General features: G+C 42.7%; 16 protein-coding genes and 4 tRNA genes. 6 read left to right on the top strand and 14 right to left on the bottom strand.

The genetic code is table 11. The features are described from left to right. Positions 1 to 22: 22 nt before the first annotated feature. The 9 genes from truB to B9T20_RS07770 form a co-directional block, all read right to left on the bottom strand. The gene (truB, locus tag B9T20_RS07810; RefSeq protein ID WP_094490532.1) at positions 23 to 937 is read right to left on the bottom strand and encodes a tRNA pseudouridine(55) synthase TruB; all 915 of its coding nucleotides are present in this window, start codon (positions 935 to 937) and stop codon (positions 23 to 25) included. Next, complete coding sequence (rbfA, locus tag B9T20_RS07805) at positions 930 to 1,307, bottom strand: 30S ribosome-binding factor RbfA (RefSeq protein WP_094490531.1); 378 nt, start codon at positions 1,305 to 1,307, stop codon at positions 930 to 932. The genes truB and rbfA overlap by 8 nt, the downstream gene beginning before the upstream one ends. Before the next feature lie 15 nt (positions 1,308 to 1,322). Beyond that, positions 1,323 to 4,016, bottom strand: coding sequence for a translation initiation factor IF-2 (gene infB, locus B9T20_RS07800; RefSeq protein WP_094490530.1), 2,694 nt, complete (start codon positions 4,014 to 4,016; stop codon positions 1,323 to 1,325). A gap of 10 nt (positions 4,017 to 4,026) precedes the next feature. Then, on the bottom strand, positions 4,027 to 5,517 hold the full coding sequence (nusA, locus tag B9T20_RS07795; protein WP_094490529.1) for a transcription termination factor NusA: 1,491 nt from the start codon (positions 5,515 to 5,517) through the stop codon (positions 4,027 to 4,029). A gap of 22 nt (positions 5,518 to 5,539) precedes the next feature. Beyond that, positions 5,540 to 6,052 (bottom strand): ribosome maturation factor RimP, encoded by a 513-nt coding sequence (gene rimP / locus B9T20_RS07790; protein WP_094490528.1) that lies wholly within the window; start codon positions 6,050 to 6,052, stop codon positions 5,540 to 5,542. A gap of 66 nt (positions 6,053 to 6,118) precedes the next feature. Beyond that, positions 6,119 to 6,195, bottom strand: a tRNA-Met gene (locus tag B9T20_RS07785). A 62-nt stretch (positions 6,196 to 6,257) separates the two neighbouring features. Further along, positions 6,258 to 7,454: an extracellular solute-binding protein gene (locus B9T20_RS07780; protein WP_094490527.1), complete on the bottom strand. Its 1,197-nt coding sequence runs from the start codon at positions 7,452 to 7,454 to the stop codon at positions 6,258 to 6,260. Beyond that, positions 7,451 to 7,834, bottom strand: coding sequence for a hypothetical protein (locus B9T20_RS07775; RefSeq protein WP_094490526.1), 384 nt, complete (start codon positions 7,832 to 7,834; stop codon positions 7,451 to 7,453). Before B9T20_RS07775 ends, B9T20_RS07780 begins: the two co-directional genes overlap by 4 nt. Before the next feature lie 14 nt (positions 7,835 to 7,848). Continuing rightward, positions 7,849 to 8,160, bottom strand: a complete 312-nt coding sequence (locus B9T20_RS07770; RefSeq protein WP_094490525.1) for a hypothetical protein — start codon at positions 8,158 to 8,160, stop codon at positions 7,849 to 7,851. A gap of 843 nt (positions 8,161 to 9,003) precedes the next feature. Here B9T20_RS07770 and B9T20_RS07765 point away from each other — a divergent pair. Together B9T20_RS07765 and rdgB are read left to right on the top strand one after the other, a co-directional pair. After that, positions 9,004 to 9,768 (top strand): transporter substrate-binding domain-containing protein, encoded by a 765-nt coding sequence (locus B9T20_RS07765; RefSeq protein ID WP_094490524.1) that lies wholly within the window; start codon positions 9,004 to 9,006, stop codon positions 9,766 to 9,768. Beyond that, positions 9,768 to 10,379, top strand: coding sequence for an RdgB/HAM1 family non-canonical purine NTP pyrophosphatase (gene rdgB / locus B9T20_RS07760; RefSeq protein WP_094490523.1), 612 nt, complete (start codon positions 9,768 to 9,770; stop codon positions 10,377 to 10,379). Before B9T20_RS07765 ends, rdgB begins: the two co-directional genes overlap by 1 nt. On the opposite strand, the gene B9T20_RS07755 is transcribed toward rdgB, so the two are convergent. The 5 genes from B9T20_RS07755 to B9T20_RS07735 all read right to left on the bottom strand — a co-directional run bounded on the left by B9T20_RS07755 (position 10,348) and on the right by B9T20_RS07735 (position 13,403). Beyond that, on the bottom strand, positions 10,348 to 11,169 hold the full coding sequence (locus B9T20_RS07755; RefSeq protein WP_094490570.1) for an endonuclease/exonuclease/phosphatase family protein: 822 nt from the start codon (positions 11,167 to 11,169) through the stop codon (positions 10,348 to 10,350). The two genes, rdgB and B9T20_RS07755, sit on opposite strands and share 32 nt — an antisense overlap. An 82-nt stretch (positions 11,170 to 11,251) precedes the next feature. Further along, positions 11,252 to 11,327, bottom strand: a tRNA-Thr gene (locus B9T20_RS07750). Positions 11,328 to 11,408: 81 nt separating this feature from the next. Beyond that, positions 11,409 to 13,139, bottom strand: a complete 1,731-nt coding sequence (locus B9T20_RS07745; RefSeq protein WP_094490522.1) for a GNAT family N-acetyltransferase — start codon at positions 13,137 to 13,139, stop codon at positions 11,409 to 11,411. A 56-nt stretch (positions 13,140 to 13,195) separates the two neighbouring features. Then, positions 13,196 to 13,271 (bottom strand) — tRNA-Lys (locus tag B9T20_RS07740). A gap of 56 nt (positions 13,272 to 13,327) precedes the next feature. Then, positions 13,328 to 13,403, bottom strand: a tRNA-Lys gene (locus B9T20_RS07735). Between the two features lie 180 nt (positions 13,404 to 13,583). Here B9T20_RS07735 and B9T20_RS07730 point away from each other — a divergent pair. Genes B9T20_RS07730 through queA form a run of 4 tightly spaced genes read left to right on the top strand, consistent with a single transcriptional unit; the run spans position 13,584 to position 16,934 of the window. After that, positions 13,584 to 14,531 (top strand): asparaginase, encoded by a 948-nt coding sequence (locus tag B9T20_RS07730; RefSeq protein WP_094490521.1) that lies wholly within the window; start codon positions 13,584 to 13,586, stop codon positions 14,529 to 14,531. 32 nt (positions 14,532 to 14,563) lie between these two features. Beyond that, positions 14,564 to 14,680, top strand: coding sequence for a lipoprotein (locus B9T20_RS07725; protein ID WP_094490520.1), 117 nt, complete (start codon positions 14,564 to 14,566; stop codon positions 14,678 to 14,680). Beyond that, entirely contained in the window at positions 14,681 to 15,922 is a 1,242-nt protein-coding gene (gene lysA / locus B9T20_RS07720) for a diaminopimelate decarboxylase (RefSeq protein WP_094490519.1), read from the top strand. Beyond that, positions 15,912 to 16,934, top strand: coding sequence for a tRNA preQ1(34) S-adenosylmethionine ribosyltransferase-isomerase QueA (gene queA / locus B9T20_RS07715; protein WP_094490518.1), 1,023 nt, complete (start codon positions 15,912 to 15,914; stop codon positions 16,932 to 16,934). Before lysA ends, queA begins: the two co-directional genes overlap by 11 nt. Positions 16,935 to 16,938 lie beyond the last annotated feature (4 nt).

Here is a 16,938-nt window from a genome sequence, read left to right as displayed (position 1 = left end):
TATAACAAATTATTCTGTCCCGTCATTGTATTTGAATCAAGCGTGAGGGCTTAATCACATGGGGCAAATGACGTTCTCCTAAACCTAAAAAGGTCTGATCATACGCATATAAACGATAAAATTGCTCATCTAACGTATGGGGAAACGCAATCTTTTGCCCATTTTTCAAGCGCGCCGTCTCTTCCTCGTTGAAAATCAAAATGGGAAAATCCGCAATCGCGCTATCAACAGGCAATAACAGTTCATCTGCACGATTCTCTAAAAGCGCAGCCTCTAAATCTTCCATCGTAATCAACGTTGGTGCAAAATAAGGCGCAACTTCCGTTCGGCGCAGCATCGTTAAATGTCCAAGCGTACCGATGGATTTGGCAATGTCTTCGGCTAACACACGCACATATGTCCCTTTTGAGCAGGTCACTTCAGCCGTAAAGCTGTGATCATCAAACTCAATCAGCGTCAATGCATCAATGGTGATGTCGCGAGCAGGGCGCGCCACCTCAATGCCTTCACGCGCAAGCTCATACAGGCGTTTACCTTCATGATGCAATGCTGAAACCATCGGTGGAATTTGCTGAATGTCACCCGTAAAGTTCACCATTGCCGTTTCTAATAAGGCTGTGGATAACTCAGGAATGGCCGCAGTGGCAATCACTTCCCCTTCAGCATCGCCTGTATTTGTGGCCTCACCTAAACGACACGTAAAACGATACGTTTTGCGATTATTTAAAAGCTGATGGTTAAATTTACTCGCTTCCCCAAAACAAATGGGCAATAAACCTGTGGCCATCGGATCTAAAGTGCCCGCATGCCCGGCTTTCACAGCGCGATATAAATATTTGACCTTCTGCAGAATGTTATTACTTGATATGCCTTTTGGCTTATCTAAAAGTAAAACGCCATCCAATGGACGGCGCTTGATTTTAGCTGTTTTACTCATCGTGATCTTTGTGTCGTGCTTCATCTTCTTGAACAGCTTCTGTGATCAAGGCTGATAACTCATTGCCCTTCTCTAGCTGTTCATCGTATACAAATTCAAATTTTGGGATCTTACGCAATTTTAAGACCTTGCCCAGCATTCTTTGGAAAAGCGAGGCATATTCATTGAGGAGCGCAACCATTTCAGCGCGCTCTTCTGTTGGTCCTAAATAGGTCACCAAAACTTTAGCTTGAGAGAGATCTCTCACCACTTTCACTAAAGTGATGGAGATCATCATGACACGTGAATCACCAATCTCTTTACGAATCAACAAAGAGAGTTCTTGCTTTAGCTGCTCATCAATGCGACGAGTTCTTGAGATATTCGCCATGTTTCTCCCTCCTAATTAGAGAGTACGCTCCACTTGAACGCGCTCATAAACTTCGATCTGATCGCCCACTTTAACATCATTGTAGTTCTTAACGCCAATACCACATTCCATGCCCATGCGCACTTCGCTCACATCGTCTTTAAAGCGACGGAGAGATTCTAACGCACCTTCATAGATCACAATGTTATCACGCAATACACGAATTGGGTTGTTACGTTTGATCAAGCCTTCTGTCACCATACAGCCTGCAATCGCACCAATTTTCGGTGATCTGAACACATCACGCACTTCGGCAATACCGATGATGCTCTCTTTGAATTCAGGCGCTAACTTACCAATCAAGGCAGTTTTGATCTCATCGATCACATCATAAATGATGCTGTAGTAATGAAGTGCTAAGCCTTCATCTTCGATGATTTTCTTCGCTGAGTTATCCGCACGGACGTTAAAGCCGATCACAATCGCATCAGATGCCACCGCTAAGTGTGCATCAGATTCGTTGATACCGCCTACGCCACTGGACACAACTTTTACAGACACTTCATCTGTGGATAACTCTTCTAATGCGTTGATCAATGCTTCAACAGAGCCTTGTACGTCTGCTTTTAACACAACGTTCACAACATTCATTGCGCCTTCGCTGATGTTGGCAAACAAGTTCTCTAATTTAGATTTTTGTTGTCTTGCCAATTTCACTTCACGGAATTTACCTTGACGGAACAATGCAATTTCACGTGCTTTACGCTCATCAGCCACCACAGTCACTTCATCACCTGCATTTGGCACCCCAGATAAACCTAGGATTTCCACAGGAATGGATGGACCTGCTTCTGGCACTTGCTGACCTTTCTCATTGATCAAGGCACGCACTTTACCGTACTCTAAGCCCGCTAAAACGATGTCGCCTTTTTTCAATAGACCCGATTGAACCAATACTGTTGCAACGGTACCGCGACCACGATCTAAACGTGATTCAACCACTGCACCACGTGCAGGACCTTCTGCCACAGCAGTCAATTCTAAAATTTCAGCTTGCACTAAGATTTGATCTAACAAATGATCAATGCCTTCACCGGATTTCGAAGACACAAAGGCAAATAAGTTCTCACCGCCCCAATCTTCAGAGATGATGCCTTGTTGAGAGAGCTCAGACAAAATGCGATCACGATCCGCCGTTGGCTTATCAATTTTTGTCACTGCCACAATGATGGGTACATTCGCAGCGCGGGCATGTTGGATTGCTTCGATGGTTTGAGGCATTACGCCATCATCAGAAGCCACAACAAGCACAACGATGTCTGTCACTTTCGCACCGCGGGCACGCATTGCGGTAAACGCACTGTGTCCTGGTGTATCTAAGAAAGTAATGACGCCTTTTGGTGTGGTCACATGATACGCACCAATGTGCTGAGTGATCCCACCGGCTTCGCCTTTCACAACGTGTGCTTTACGCAAGTAGTCAAGCAATGATGTTTTACCATGATCCACGTGCCCCATGATGGTGACCACAGGAGGACGCGTAACAGGCACTAAATCACTTTCATTAAAGCCTTGCATCAACTCTTCTTCAAGCACGTTTTCACTCACAAGCTTGTAAGAGTGACCCATTTCTTCCACCACAATCGCAGCAGTTTCTTGGTCTAACACTTGGTTGATGGTGACCATTGAACCCATTTTCATTAAGGTTTTGATCACTTCAGCAGCTTTCACCGCCATTTTGTGTGCCAAATCAGCCACAGTGATGGTTTCGCCTAACACAACCTCAGCCTTCTGAGGGGCCACAGGCTTCGTAAAGCCATGCTTGGTGGGTTGTGCCATTTTGCGTTTTTTACCACCGCCACGACGATTACCACCATCTTCATCATCATAATCAAAATGTGTGCGACCTTTCTCTTTACCACGCTTGCCTGAGGCTTTTTTGCCATCTTCACGCAAATCATCTAAGTCGCGAGGGCTCTTACGATGCACTTTCGCAGCTTCTTTTGCGCGATCGGCCACAGCATCAGCTGTAGGCGCGGCTGCACTTGTTGGTGCAGCAGGTTTCGCTTTTTTCTCTACCACAACATTAGAGACTTTCTTGTCATCTCTTTTGTGTGAACGGGCATCAGATTTTGGTCGATGTTGACCTTGTCCTTTCGGCGCATTTGATGCTTTCTTTTTACTTTTATCTTCAGTTTTATCGGTATTGTTAAAACTAATTTGTACCTTAGAAACTGTACTTTCACTTGCCATACGAGCTGCATCCGCAATTTTCTGAATTTCTTCGTTTTGCTTACGTTCTTCTTGCTGTTTACGACGTTCAACCGCTTCTTTAGCTGCACGCTCTTCGGCTTCTGCACGTTCCTTTGCAATACGTAAACGCTCTTGTTGTTTTGCTTCATCTTCTGCTTTTGCAGCCGCTTTGGCCACTTGTTCAGCAGATGGAGCAACAGCGGCTGGTGCCGCTGATGTTACTGGTGTCTCTTTTTGAGCAACTTTTGGTGCTTGCACCTCAGGTTTTTCTTGCTCTGCGATCGTTTCAACATTAGTGTTCTCAACTTCTGAGTCCACAGTTGCTGCTGCATCACGTTTTACATACGTTCTTTTCTTACGAACTTCAACGGCCACCGTGCGCGCTTGACCGGGCGCACTGGCAACTTTCAATTCAGTATGAGTTTTGCGTTTCAATGTGATTTTGCTTGGTGCTTTTTCTTCTGTTTTTTCTGTCATATGTCACTCCCTATACAAACCAACTCTGTCTTGCTGTCATGATATATTGACTGGCAGTTTCTTCATCAATCGCTGCCATTTCTGCCAACTCATCTGAAGCCAATTCTGCTAGATCATCAGGTGTGCTGACACCTTTCTTAGCAAGTTTATAGGCGAGAATATGATCACCTTCCAACAATTGAATCAAATCAGCACTTGGTGCTTTATCGCCTAACTCTTTTTTCAACGATGCGTAAGATTCCAATGCATTTTTCGCAGCTTCACGAAGGGCTTCAACGATCTCTTCGTCAAACTCTTCAATTTCAAGCATTTCTGCAATTGGCACATACGCCACTTCTTCTAAGGACGAGAAACCTTCACGAACCAAGATTTCTGCCACTTCTTCATCCACTTCAAGCTCATCTACAAACAATTGACTGATGCGTGAAGTCTCTTTTTGCTGTTTATTTTCTGCTTCTTCGGCGCTCATCACATTCAGTTCCCAGCCCGTTAATTCAGATGCTAAACGCACGTTTTGACCATTGCGACCAATTGCTTGGGACAATTTGTCTTGATCAACTGCGATGTCCATCATGTGACGATCTTCATCCACCACAATGGAAACCACTTCCGCAGGGCTCATGGCATTGATCACAAATTGAATGGGATTATCATCCCATAAAATGATGTCAACACGCTCACCATTTAACTCTTTAGTGATGTTTTGCACACGAGATCCGCGCATACCAACACATGCACCCACAGGATCGATGCGTTGGTCAAAAGATTTAACCGCAATTTTCGCACGGCTACCAGGATCACGGCTAGCATTTAAGATTTCAATGCTGCCTTGGCTGATTTCTGGCACTTCAATTTCAAACAATGCTTTGATCAATTTTGGTGTCGTGCGAGACAATACGATTTGTGGACCGCGCACATCTTGTACGATGTCTTCTAAAATCGCACGCACTTGATCACCCATTTTGAGCATTTCGCGTGGAATCATGTTTTCTTTTGGCAAATACGCCTCTACGTTGTCACCTAAATCAACATACACACTGCCGCGCTCAACTTTTTTAACGGTACCACGCACCAATTGACCCAATTTTTGGCTATATAATTCAGCCATTTGGCGACGTTCTGCTTCGCGCACTTTTTGATAAATGATCTGTTTGGCCGTTTGAGCACCGATGCGCGCAAATGGAATGTTATCCACTTCCTCTTCAACGATGTCCCCAACTTGCACATCAGGATTATCCAATTGTGCCGCTGCCAATGAAATTTGTTTGGTTGCCATTTGTTCTTCAGCTGGCAAATCATCAGGCACCACTTTCCATTGACGGAAAGTTTTATAATGACCGGTGCGTTGGTCAATTTCAATTCGTAAGTCTACTTCAACAGGGTAAGAACGCTTTGCCGCAGCTGCCAATGCCAATTCCAATGCTTCAAAAATAATTGTGCGAGAAACGCCTTTTTCATTGGATACTGTTTCTGCAACTGTCATCACTTCTTTATTATTCATAGCTCTGTTCTCTTTAAATCAATCAATTTTTGATAAAAGTTGGTGAAAGGTTTACTTTGTCTAGCAAGCTATAATTGACTGTCAAAGTATCGCTCTCAATGTTTTCTGCACGCTTTGCTTTACCTTTTTTACCCGTGGTTTTTGGAATGGCAAAGGTGATGTTGTCGCCATCAATGCTTTCAATGATGCCTTTGAAACGACGACGATTCTCCACAACGCTGATCAGTTGCACTTCCACTTCTGAACCTAAATAATCGGCCATTTGCTCTAAAGAGAAAAATGCACGATCTAAGCCAGGGGAAGAGACTTCTAACGTATAGGGCGTGCTGATTGGGTCATTCACGTCTAATAGGCCTTCAATTTGATGACTCACTTGCGCGCAGTCATCCACAGTCACGCCATTTTCTTTGTCAATATATACGCGTAATAGTGCATTTTTGGAGTTCGCATGAAATTCTACGCCCCATAAAATGAAACCCATCGCTGTAATGGATGGTTCGAGTAACTCTGTGAGTCCGAATGGATCCTTGCGCATAACAACACCTCCAAAATGATTCAGCAACGAAAAAGCCCACTTTTTTCAAGTGGGCTTCGTTATAATTGGTTGCGGGAGCCGGATTTGAACCAACGACCTTCGGGTTATGAGCCCGACGAGCTACCAGACTGCTCCATCCCGCGTCTGTGAAGTTCATAACTATACAGCAATTTCTTAAAAATGCAAATCTTTATCACAAATTTTATTAAGCCTCTTGCTTTGGACCAACAAAATCAATCACTTCAGGGCCAATAAATTCCATCTCTGTATTTAACATAATGGCATCCACTTCTGAATCTTGTGCCAAATTTTGTGCATCTTTCGCCGTTGTTTCCAACTCAGATGCCAATGAAACACGCTTCACTGGCGCTTCTTTGGTGGATAACCATGCATTGAAACGCTCTTCTAACGCTTGGCCATGCTCAGCATAAAATTTATAGTTGAGTAAAATGCCACCCTGTAAGTTCTGAGGATAATTGGTGACATATTCAACGGCATCCTGTGGCAACAAACGCCAAGCTTGCTGAATGGTGGGGCCATAATACTGCGTGGCTGCCAATTTCAATTGTTGATCAGGCTGCGTTGCATAGGAGATGAAAGCATAACTCACCTCAGGCTCTTTTGAAGATTTTAACAATGCATAATAACGCATCTCATAGAGCACTTGATGACGAGAAACACCGATGTTGTCCACATCATTGCTGAGCATTGCACCATCTGGCGCCACAGACATCACCACCAAACCTTGATCTAACCACTCTTTGAGACGATTCACATCGTTCCACCAAATCACTTCATCATAAATCTGATCAAGTTTCGCCAAAGCGCGATCCTGTCCCTCTTTGGTGGCCAATAGGGGATATAAATAACTCGGCTTCACACCATCGGCTAAGAGCACAATCTCAAACACATAACGGGCTTGCTTTGGCAATGCACGCTTGCCAGGGTAACGATTGAAATCAAATAAATCAGACCAATACGTGGGCGGCACGCCATATTTGTGGATCAAAGCATAGTTGAGGGTCATGCCCTGCACACCAAAGCCCACACCACATTTTTGAATGGCCCCTGGCGTTAATAGCTCTTTATGCGGCAAATAACTGTAATCAAACTCAGCCAAACGGCCTTGATCACCACACTCTTGTTCTAAAATATCGCGGCCAACGGCCACCACATCCCAATATTCCGGAATCTCATTTGGCAAGCGACTCAATCGATCAGCAAAATGATTCTCTCGAATCGATACCAATCCTTGATACGCAAAAGGATACAACACCGTTTGTGGCATCGCTGCATGATTGACTTGATCATAACTGATGCTCAAAGCGTGACCCAATTGCACTGGCATCATCAGTGCAATGCATGCACTGATGGTTTTCGATAAAGTGCGGGGTTTGATCATTCTTCCTGCCATATGATTTCTAATTCACCGTCGATAAAACCCACCGCCACAGCGTCAGAATCACACAAAGCATCGGCCAATTCACCGTCGGCATCGATCAATGCCTCTAAGGCTTCTGCAATCGCATCATGAATCTCTTCCCATTCGCCTTCAAAATTCTCTTTCGGAATGATGAACATCTCATTGCCAGAATCCCAATTGATGTCATCGGTCCAATCTTCAGAACTTGCATCAAACGTTGAGGTGCCCGTAATATCCACCAAATAGGCGTCATTTTCCTCATAAATATTAAAGACATAAGCGACGGTTTCATCTGGAATGTCCACAAGAACATCAGAAACCCAGTCGGAAAATGGTTGCAAAATTTGGAGTTGATCCATGATTTACCTCATCATTAGGGATGTTGAAGAAGATGAACAAGCGCATGTCCACAGGTTAATGTGGCCTGTACATTCAGATCGCCTTGTTCCACCACTTTCAAAAACTCGCGAGTTTTATCCGCAAGCGCCTTACACTCATACGTTGTGGCTGAACTGCTTAGCTGGTAAACAAAATGGTGAAGTTCTTTAATGCTTTCACCCCTTTGTTCACCCTCATTGGCCGCTTGATGGCTGAACGTCTCGAGCAATGATGTTAACTGTTCGGCCTTTTCACCAAAGGATTGACGATACTTTTCAAGCAATTCGGTCGGAATTTTTGAGCTCATAATTCAATTTTCAATTGACTTAAAGCGGGTATTTTACCTCAGTTTTTGTGAGAAAGACAAAAAGAATCCATTCGAAAGATCAATCAATTAGCCAATTGTTGTGTTTGATTTATCAAACCCCTCTAAGACTTACTTATCTTTACCATTTACATTTCTTAATCATTGTGTTTTTTAGCCTGTGGATAACTTTGTGAATAACTCTGCGGATAAGCCTGTGAATGAAATGTGGGTAAGTTTTTCCAAAAGTTATCCCAAAGTAATCCATAGGGTTTTACACATAGTTATCCACATGCTTTTTTGGTTTTTTTATTTTTAATTTCATTGACTTATTAACAAGCCTGTGGATAACTCGCAATCCTTATCATCATTTATAATATATATATAGCTTAATAAAAAAATAGAAGAATAAAAGAGAATTAACCCCAGAAATTCATAGACAATTGTTTAAATCTTAAACAGAGATTCTTTAAATAATTTCAATTAATTATTTTACAAATTAAAAAATTACACACAGAAAAATGTTATCCACAATGATGTGATGACGCTGTGCATAACTTTGAGGATTTATCCACAAGTGTCGATCAGTTATCCACAGCTTTGATCACATCTGTGCATAAAGATGTGGATAACTCTGTGTATAAGCCTATGAATAATTTGTGGATAAAATCAGAGGAAATTTATAAACAATTTATCCATAGAGTTATACATAAGTTATTAACAATCAAAATCTTATTTATCCATTTGAATTTATTGGAATAAAATGAAAAGCTGTGGATAACTTGTCAAACTCATCATCATCCTATATATATAAAGGGTTAATCAATATAAAAGGAGTTATACACAATGATTAAAAAACTATTGCTCGGTTTAGCACTCACAAGTTCTTTAGCGCTCGCAAATGAGCCTGTCAAAATTGGCATCGAAGGATCTTATCCTCCATTTAGTTATATGAATCCTGATCGTAGTCTTGGTGGCTTTGAACCAGATTTAGCTAACTTATTCTGTGAAAAGGCAAATTTGAAATGTGAGATTGTGCAAGTGGAGTTTGATGCTCTCATTCCATCACTCAATACGAAAAAAATCGATGCAATTTTGGCATCCATGTCCATCACAGACCAACGAAAACAAGCCATTAACTTCACAAATAAGTACTACCAAACACCTGCAAAATTTGTGGCGCCCATTGGCGAATACAAAGAAATCACAGATGATGTGTTAAAGGGTAAATCCATTGGTGTTCAAAGTGGAACCATTCATGAAATTTACGCAAATGAGAAATTTGCCAAGTTAGCAGACGTTCACAGCTACCGAAATTTAGATGAAGCCATTTTTGATTTAGATTCAGGTCGCATTGATTTAGTCTTTGCAGACAGCGTGCCATTAGACGATGGATATTTGCGTAAAGGTTACGATAAATCGTTAGAATTTGTGGGTCCTGATTATAATGATCCTGAGGTATTTGGCGATGGCATCGGCATTGGTTTGCGTAAAGGCGATGATGCATTGATGGAAAAATTCAACGAAGCGATCCTTGAATCTCGTAAAGATGGCAGCTATCAAAAAGTGGCAGATCAATACTTCTCAATTGACGTTTATGGTGCAGAATAATGGAAATCGTTTTAGCGAGTAATAATGTAGGCAAGATTCGGGAGTTCAATGAATTGTTCTCTTCATTGGACATTGTTGTTCGACCACAAAGTGATTTTAACATCGAAGATGCCGATGAATGTGGCCTAAGTTTCATTGAAAATGCAATTATTAAGGCACGTCATGCCGCAAAAGAGAGTGGCTTACCTGCCATTGCAGATGACTCTGGCATCGTTGTGCCTTACTTAAAAGGTGCACCTGGCATTCACTCGGCGCGTTACAGTCCCATTAAAGAGGATGATGCGAATAATCGTTTGTTATTAAAGAATTTAACGGGTGTTGAAGATAAAGATCGTGCCGCATTTTTTATCTCAGTGCTTGCCTTTGTTCGTTATGCAGAAGATCCAACGCCACTCATTGCAGAAGGGCGCATTTATGGGCGCATTTTGCATGAACCCATGGGCAATGGCGGCTTTGGGTATGATCCGTTATTTTTCATTGAAGGGTTAGGTAAAAGCATGGCTGAACTTGAATTGGCGGAAAAAAATCAAATCTCCCATCGTGCAAAAGCACTCGCGCACATGAAAGAGCAGCTTAAATTCATTCTTCGCACGACAACTTCAATCGAATAGGATTGTGATCAGAGGCCGAAATGTTATACGTTTTGGCCTCTTTAACATGTAAGCCGCGCACAAAAATATGATCTAAAATTTTCCCCATCACTTTTGTGCGTTGATCGATGGGATATTGAATCTCTTTTAAATTGAGCTCGCGAATGAGTCTTTTGACATATAAATAACGGGATTTGCGCCACGTATTAAAATCACCGCCTAAAACAATTGGGCCTGTATGTTGCTGTAAAATGTCAAAAATGGTGCGCAATTGCTGCATAAAATCCTTTAAACCCAAAGAAAAATTCACCGCATGAAAATTGGCCACCATCAATTCTTGCCCATTTGATAATGGATATGTGGCAATGAGTCCTGACTTTGGAAAGCGAATCCATGGTTCTGAATATTTTTGTGCACTGTAGCAAATGGGCGCTGTTTTGCTGATGGTCATCACGCCATTGGCATAATGGCCATCTTTAAATGCCACCACGTGAATGGCTTTAAATGTGTGACTGCTGATGAGCGACATCAATGTTTCGCTCTCTCTGGCCTCTTGCAGCATGACGATGTCTGCTTTGTTGAGCATGTAAGAGAGCTCATCGATGGCGGCATTTAATTTCTGTTTATAAATATTCCATGAGTAAAGCACAATTTCTGTGTGATTAAGCGTGTGGTCATCCGGCTCATCAATGCAGTATTGCTCGCGCTGGCGATCAAAATGGTATGGACTCTTAATGCCATAGATATTGACGTGATTGACCTTAAAGTGGCTGTATTTGTGGCGAATTTTATTGAGTATGGATTTAAACATGGCATCACATAAAATAATTATCATGATTTTATCTTAGCACACAGGCATAAAAAAACCCTGCGTTAAGCAGGGTTTTTAAATATGGTGCCGGCACTCGGAATCGAACTGAGGACCTACTGATTACAAGTCAGTTGCTCTACCAGCTGAGCTATACCGGCGTTGTCTCTTGAAGAGGTTTGCATTATAGGGAGAAGGCTTTCGTTTGTCAAATCTCTTTATGTGGAAAAATTGCACAATTATTACGCATCTTTCAGGATTTGGCGCTGCAATGCAGAAAATACCGCTTCTTTGGGTTTTTTATGTTGCTGATGAGCCATTAAAATTTTGGCATCTAATTCATCAAATGGGGCGGGTTGGCCAATGGCTTGTAAGCACTGATGAACAGATTCATACACAAAAGGTGCGGTTAATAAATGATGTGCATCAGCCCGCCATTTATTGGCCATTTTTTCCACAAAGGGGTGCATCTCTTCGGTTAAAGGATACAACAAAATGGCGGCGTGTAGGCCAGTGGATTTATCGCGATGAGTGCCCATATGAACCCATGTAAAACCCGCTTGTTGCCAGAAGTTGAGTAAATCTTCTGTGAGCCCAAAACTGGTTGAGAGAAAATCATATTGATGCGCTTTGGCATACTCGATTAAGTGTCGCAGCATTTGACTGGCAATGCCTTGGTGGCGATGAGCATGATTAACGGCAATGCGTGATACACGTAAGCTTTTTTTGGTCATTAATTCAGGATAATAACTGTGGGCACCCAATGTTTGCACCACTAAATTACCTTTTGGGCGACGATGGCCATTAAAGATATCCACAGCCAAATCTGTGGATAACTCGCCTTCTTTCAGCGCCCAAATGGCACCGCGAAGTGTTGAATTCTGCACATCTGTGATAAAAAGTTGATTGTGCCCATCAAATAGGCGGCGCACATCTTGGGCATTGGTTTGATAATGGTGCACGTTGAGAAATTGATAGAGTGCCTGAATGTACTCGCTCTGGCTTTGCAGCGCGGTCAATCCATCATGATCATAGAGATTTAAGCCTTCTGGCAAACTTTCTGTACAGGATTCTTGTAGCGCGATGGCTTGGCAAAAGCGCGCTAAAGGATCTTTTGCATCAAAGCGCTGGCTTTTTGTTAAAGTGAGGGCTTGCTCAATCGGGAGGATTGCGTGCAACTTTTGCGCAAGGCCTTGCCCTGTACCTTCATAGTTATCCACAGAGGAGATGAGGATAACTTTATGCGCCAAAGCACTCAATTTTTCCAAGTGTGCGATGGGCATTTGTGCAGCCTCTTCGATGATGAGCCACTCAAAACTATTGGGCGCATGATGCAAAAAAAGATCATCCGGTGCCTTAAAGTTATCCACATGCTGTGCATAACGTTTGAGTGCCTGTTGATTTGGGGCGGTGAGCACAAAGTTATCCACAGATTGTAAAAAATGGGCAATGACCGTTGATTTTCCCGTGCCACGCGGTGCAAAAAGTGTCAGAACGCCTGTGGAAAAGTGATTCAATTGCTCGATGATGTATTTTTGTTCATCATTTAGGATCACTTTTTGGGTGACAGCGAGATTGTACTGAATATTACGGATGTCAAACGGTTGAGCATGGCGCATTAAGCAATCATTGAGATGCTGCTGAAAATGTGGCGTCGGGATTGGCGTATGATGAAAACGCATACTTTGTAGATCATTGCCTTCAAAATGTGGTGCGATGATGGCCAGTGCACCTTGATCTTCGATGGTGTGTGCTGCGCAGAGAAAATAGTCCAAGGCAAAACCATCTCTGGCATCAAAGATGATGGCGGGTAATGTTTGGCCAAGTAGGCCTTTGGCATGTTTTAATGGGCGCGCATAAGGCAATGCATCATCTGAGAGCACCACAAGCTGCGCACACAGTGATTGCCATGCAAAGATCAGCTTTGACAATTGCTCGGTTTGATGTGCCTGAATCACCCACAATCTACGCATACCGCTCTCCAGATAACAAAAAAGCCTCTAGTCAATGACTAGAAGCTTTTGGAATTTGGTGGGTCATGAAGGATTCGAACCTTCGACCAATTGGTTAAAAGCCAACTGCTCTACCGACTGAGCTAATGACCCGTTAATTGTCTCTAACGGAAAAAGAAAAGCACCTAGAAACTAGATGCTTTAGAATTTGGTGGGTCATGAAGGATTCGAACCTTCGACCAATTGGTTAAAAGCCAACTGCTCTACCGACTGAGCTAATGACCCGGAAGAGGTTTGCTATTATAGGCAAATATTCATAAACGTCAAACTTTTTTTGCAAAAAAAATTAAAAAATCTGTATAAATTTTAAAATAATTGATATATCAATAAGATATCTTGTATAAAATTTTAGGAAATTGCGGCATACTAGAGCGAAATTTTTTGATATAAAAGAGGAAAAAATACATGGATGCTAAAAAAATAGTCATCATTGGCACTGGCGGCACGATTGCGGGCAATGCAAAAAGTGATCAAGAGTTGGTTAATTATGCGGCCGGTGAAAAAAAAGCCGCTGAATTATTGTGTGGTTTGCCAGTGCCAGCATCATTGAGCATTGAAACGATAGAGCTTTGTCAGATTGATAGTAAAGACATGTCTTTTTCCATTTTAAGAGCGCTGGCCGCATGTGTGGATGCACAGTTGCAACGTGATGATGTGGATGGCGTTGTCATCACGCATGGCACAGATACGTTAGAAGAGAGCGCGGTTTTTTTAGAATGGACACTTCATTTTAATAAACCTGTGGTGTTAACAGCCGCAATGCGTCCTTCGACCGCGATCAGTGCCGATGGGCCACTGAATTTATTGGACAGCTTACAGGTGGCCGCTTATGGCAATGCAGGTTTATGGGCTGTGGTTAATAACACCATTTATGTGGGGCATGAAATCGTGAAATCTCACACGTTAAAAGTGGATGGATTTTGTGCAGATAATGGCGGGGCAATGGGGCACATTTTGAATGGCAAAGTAGAGTTTTATAGGAATGTTAAAGTGGATGATAAAATGAAACTTAATCTTGAGGCTTTACCAACGCAAGATGATGACTATCCTTGGGTGGAAATCATCTATAGTGATGTTTCAGCCAATCCACGCATGCTCACATCACTTTTAGAGGCCAATGTTGATGGTTTGATTGTCGTTGGTACAGGCAATGGCACCGTGCATAAAAATTTATTGCCAACATTAATGAATGCATCTTGTCCAGTAGTATTGACAACACGCGTGCGAGCAGGGAAAGTGGTCAATGATCAATATGGTTTATTACACGCGCCTTATGGCCATCCTGCGAAAGCACGCATTTGGTTGATTTTGCAATTATTAGCGCATGGCGCAGGCTGTGACAATTCGTTATAATTTTTCCCTGATTGGAATCAAGAGATTAAGTTATGAAAAAAATTTTATGTGTGGTGGGTTTGAGTTTCTTTTTGCACGCTTGTGGTCAAAAAGGGCCGTTGTACTTACCGGATCATTCAACAGAACAACAATCATCATCGGAGCGATAAATGTCCCAATTGACATCTCACATTGAACAAGTGGCCATTGAAGATTTGGTCAAAACTTACGGCACCCCACTTTATGTCTATTCAAAAGCGAGCATCACAGAAGCCTTTAAGCGTTATCAAGATGCCTTTGGCGCGCGAAAGCATTTGATCTGTTATGCGGTCAAGGCGAACAGTAATTTATCCGTCATTCGTTTGCTTGCAGATTTAGGGGCAGGTTTTGACATTGTGTCACGCGGTGAACTTTTGCGAGTGTTAAAGGCGGGCGGTGATCCTAAAAAAGTCATTTTCTCAGGCGTTGGTAAAACGCGTGCAGATTTACGCTTTGCGTTAGAAACTGGCATTCACTGTTTTAATGTGGAGTCAGAAGCTGAGCTTTACATGCTCAATGAAGAAGCTGGGCATTTAGGATTAACAGCACCGATCTCATTTCGTGTCAATCCTGACGTGGATGCAAAAACGCATCCTTATATTTCCACAGGCCTTCGTGAAAACAAATTTGGCATTCCATATGATCAGGCGGTGCGTTTATATGAAGCGGCGCAACAGTTGCCGAACATTGCCATCAAAGGGATTGATTGCCACATTGGTTCACAATTGACAGATTTATCGCCTTATTGTGATGCGGTCGATCGCATGCTTAAACTCATCGATGCATTGACAGAGAAAGGCATTGTGCTTGAACATTTTGACATGGGCGGTGGTCTTGGTATTGATTACCAAGGAGAAACTTTGATCACGCCACAAACCTTGGTGGACATGATTTATGAAAAATTGGGTGATCGTGATTTAACCATGGCCATGGAGCCAGGGCGCTCGATTGTGGGGGATTCAGGTTACTTATTAACAGAAGTGATTTTAACAAAAGAGAATGAAGGCAAACACTTTGCAGTGGTGGATGCTGCCATGAATGATTTGATTCGCCCAGCGCTCTATGAATCTTGGATGCGTATTGAAACGGCAAAAGAAAGTGATGCACCTGTGCATAACTATGACATTGTGGGCCCTGTGTGCGAAACGGGCGACTTTTTGGGTAAAAATCGTGATTTGGCATTGTCGGCAGGTGACATTTTAGTGGTCAAACAAGCGGGTGCATATGGTTTTGTGATGAGTTCGAACTATAATACACGAGGACGCGCCGCCGAAATCCTCATTGATCAAGATCAGGCTTACTTGATTCGTGAGCGCGAGCGCTTAGAAGATCTATTTGCCAATGAAAAAGTAGTGAGTTTTGATGAAAGATAAAATTTCCGATTACGATTACCATTTACCTGAATCGTTGATCGCGCAGTTTCCAAAAGAGGACCGTGAGTCCTCGCGTTTATTGGTGGCAAAAGGTGATGAGATTGAAGATAAAATCTTCAAAGACATCATCGATTACATTGAACCGGGGGATTTATTGGTCATCAACAATACACGCGTATTGCCTGCGCGTGTGTTTGCCCATAAAGAAACAGGCGGTGCAGTTGAGATTTTAGTGGAGCGCTTATTGAGTGACACCTCATTTTTAGCGCAAACCCGTGCCAGTAAATCGCCTAAAGAAGGGCAGATCATTTATGTTGAGGATCAGCCTGTTTTTAAAATGGTGGCCAGAGATGACAGCTTCTTTATTTTTGAAACTGTCGATGGCAGCGCTGTGTTCCCCATTTTAGAGAAAATGGGACACATGCCATTGCCGCCTTACATTGTGCGCGATGACAGTGATTTTGATAAAGAGCGTTATCAAACGGTTTTCAGTAAAGAAAAAGGTGCGGTCGCTGCGCCAACAGCCGGTTTGCATTTTACAAAAGAATTGATGCAAGCCATTGAAGAGAAAGGTGCTTCTTTTGTGGAAGTGACCCTTCATGTGGGCGCTGGTACATTTAAACCTGTGCGTGAAGAGGCGCTTGACCAACATGTGATGCACAAAGAATGGATCTCTGTGCCGCAATCGGCCGTTGATCGCATTTTGGCCACCAAAGCTGCCGGTAAACGTGTGATTGCAGTGGGCACAACGGTGTGTCGCTCATTAGAAACGGCGGCACTAGATGGCACACTCAAAGCCTTTGAAGGGGATACGAATATCTTCATCAAGCCGGGCTTTGAATTTCATGTGATTGATGCCTTGATCACCAATTTTCACTTGCCAAAATCCACTTTGATGGTGCTTGTGTCCACATTTATGGGCTATGATCGCATTCAAAAGATTTATCAACATGCGGTGAATGATCAATATCGTTTCTTCAGTTATGGGGATGCGATGATTTTGATGCCATAATTTT

The organism is Wohlfahrtiimonas sp. G9077, assembly GCF_002252155.1.
GTDB lineage: Bacteria > Pseudomonadota > Gammaproteobacteria > Cardiobacteriales > Wohlfahrtiimonadaceae > Wohlfahrtiimonas.
Note: the sequence above shows the minus strand (reverse complement) of the source record. Positions and strands in the feature narration are given on the sequence as shown.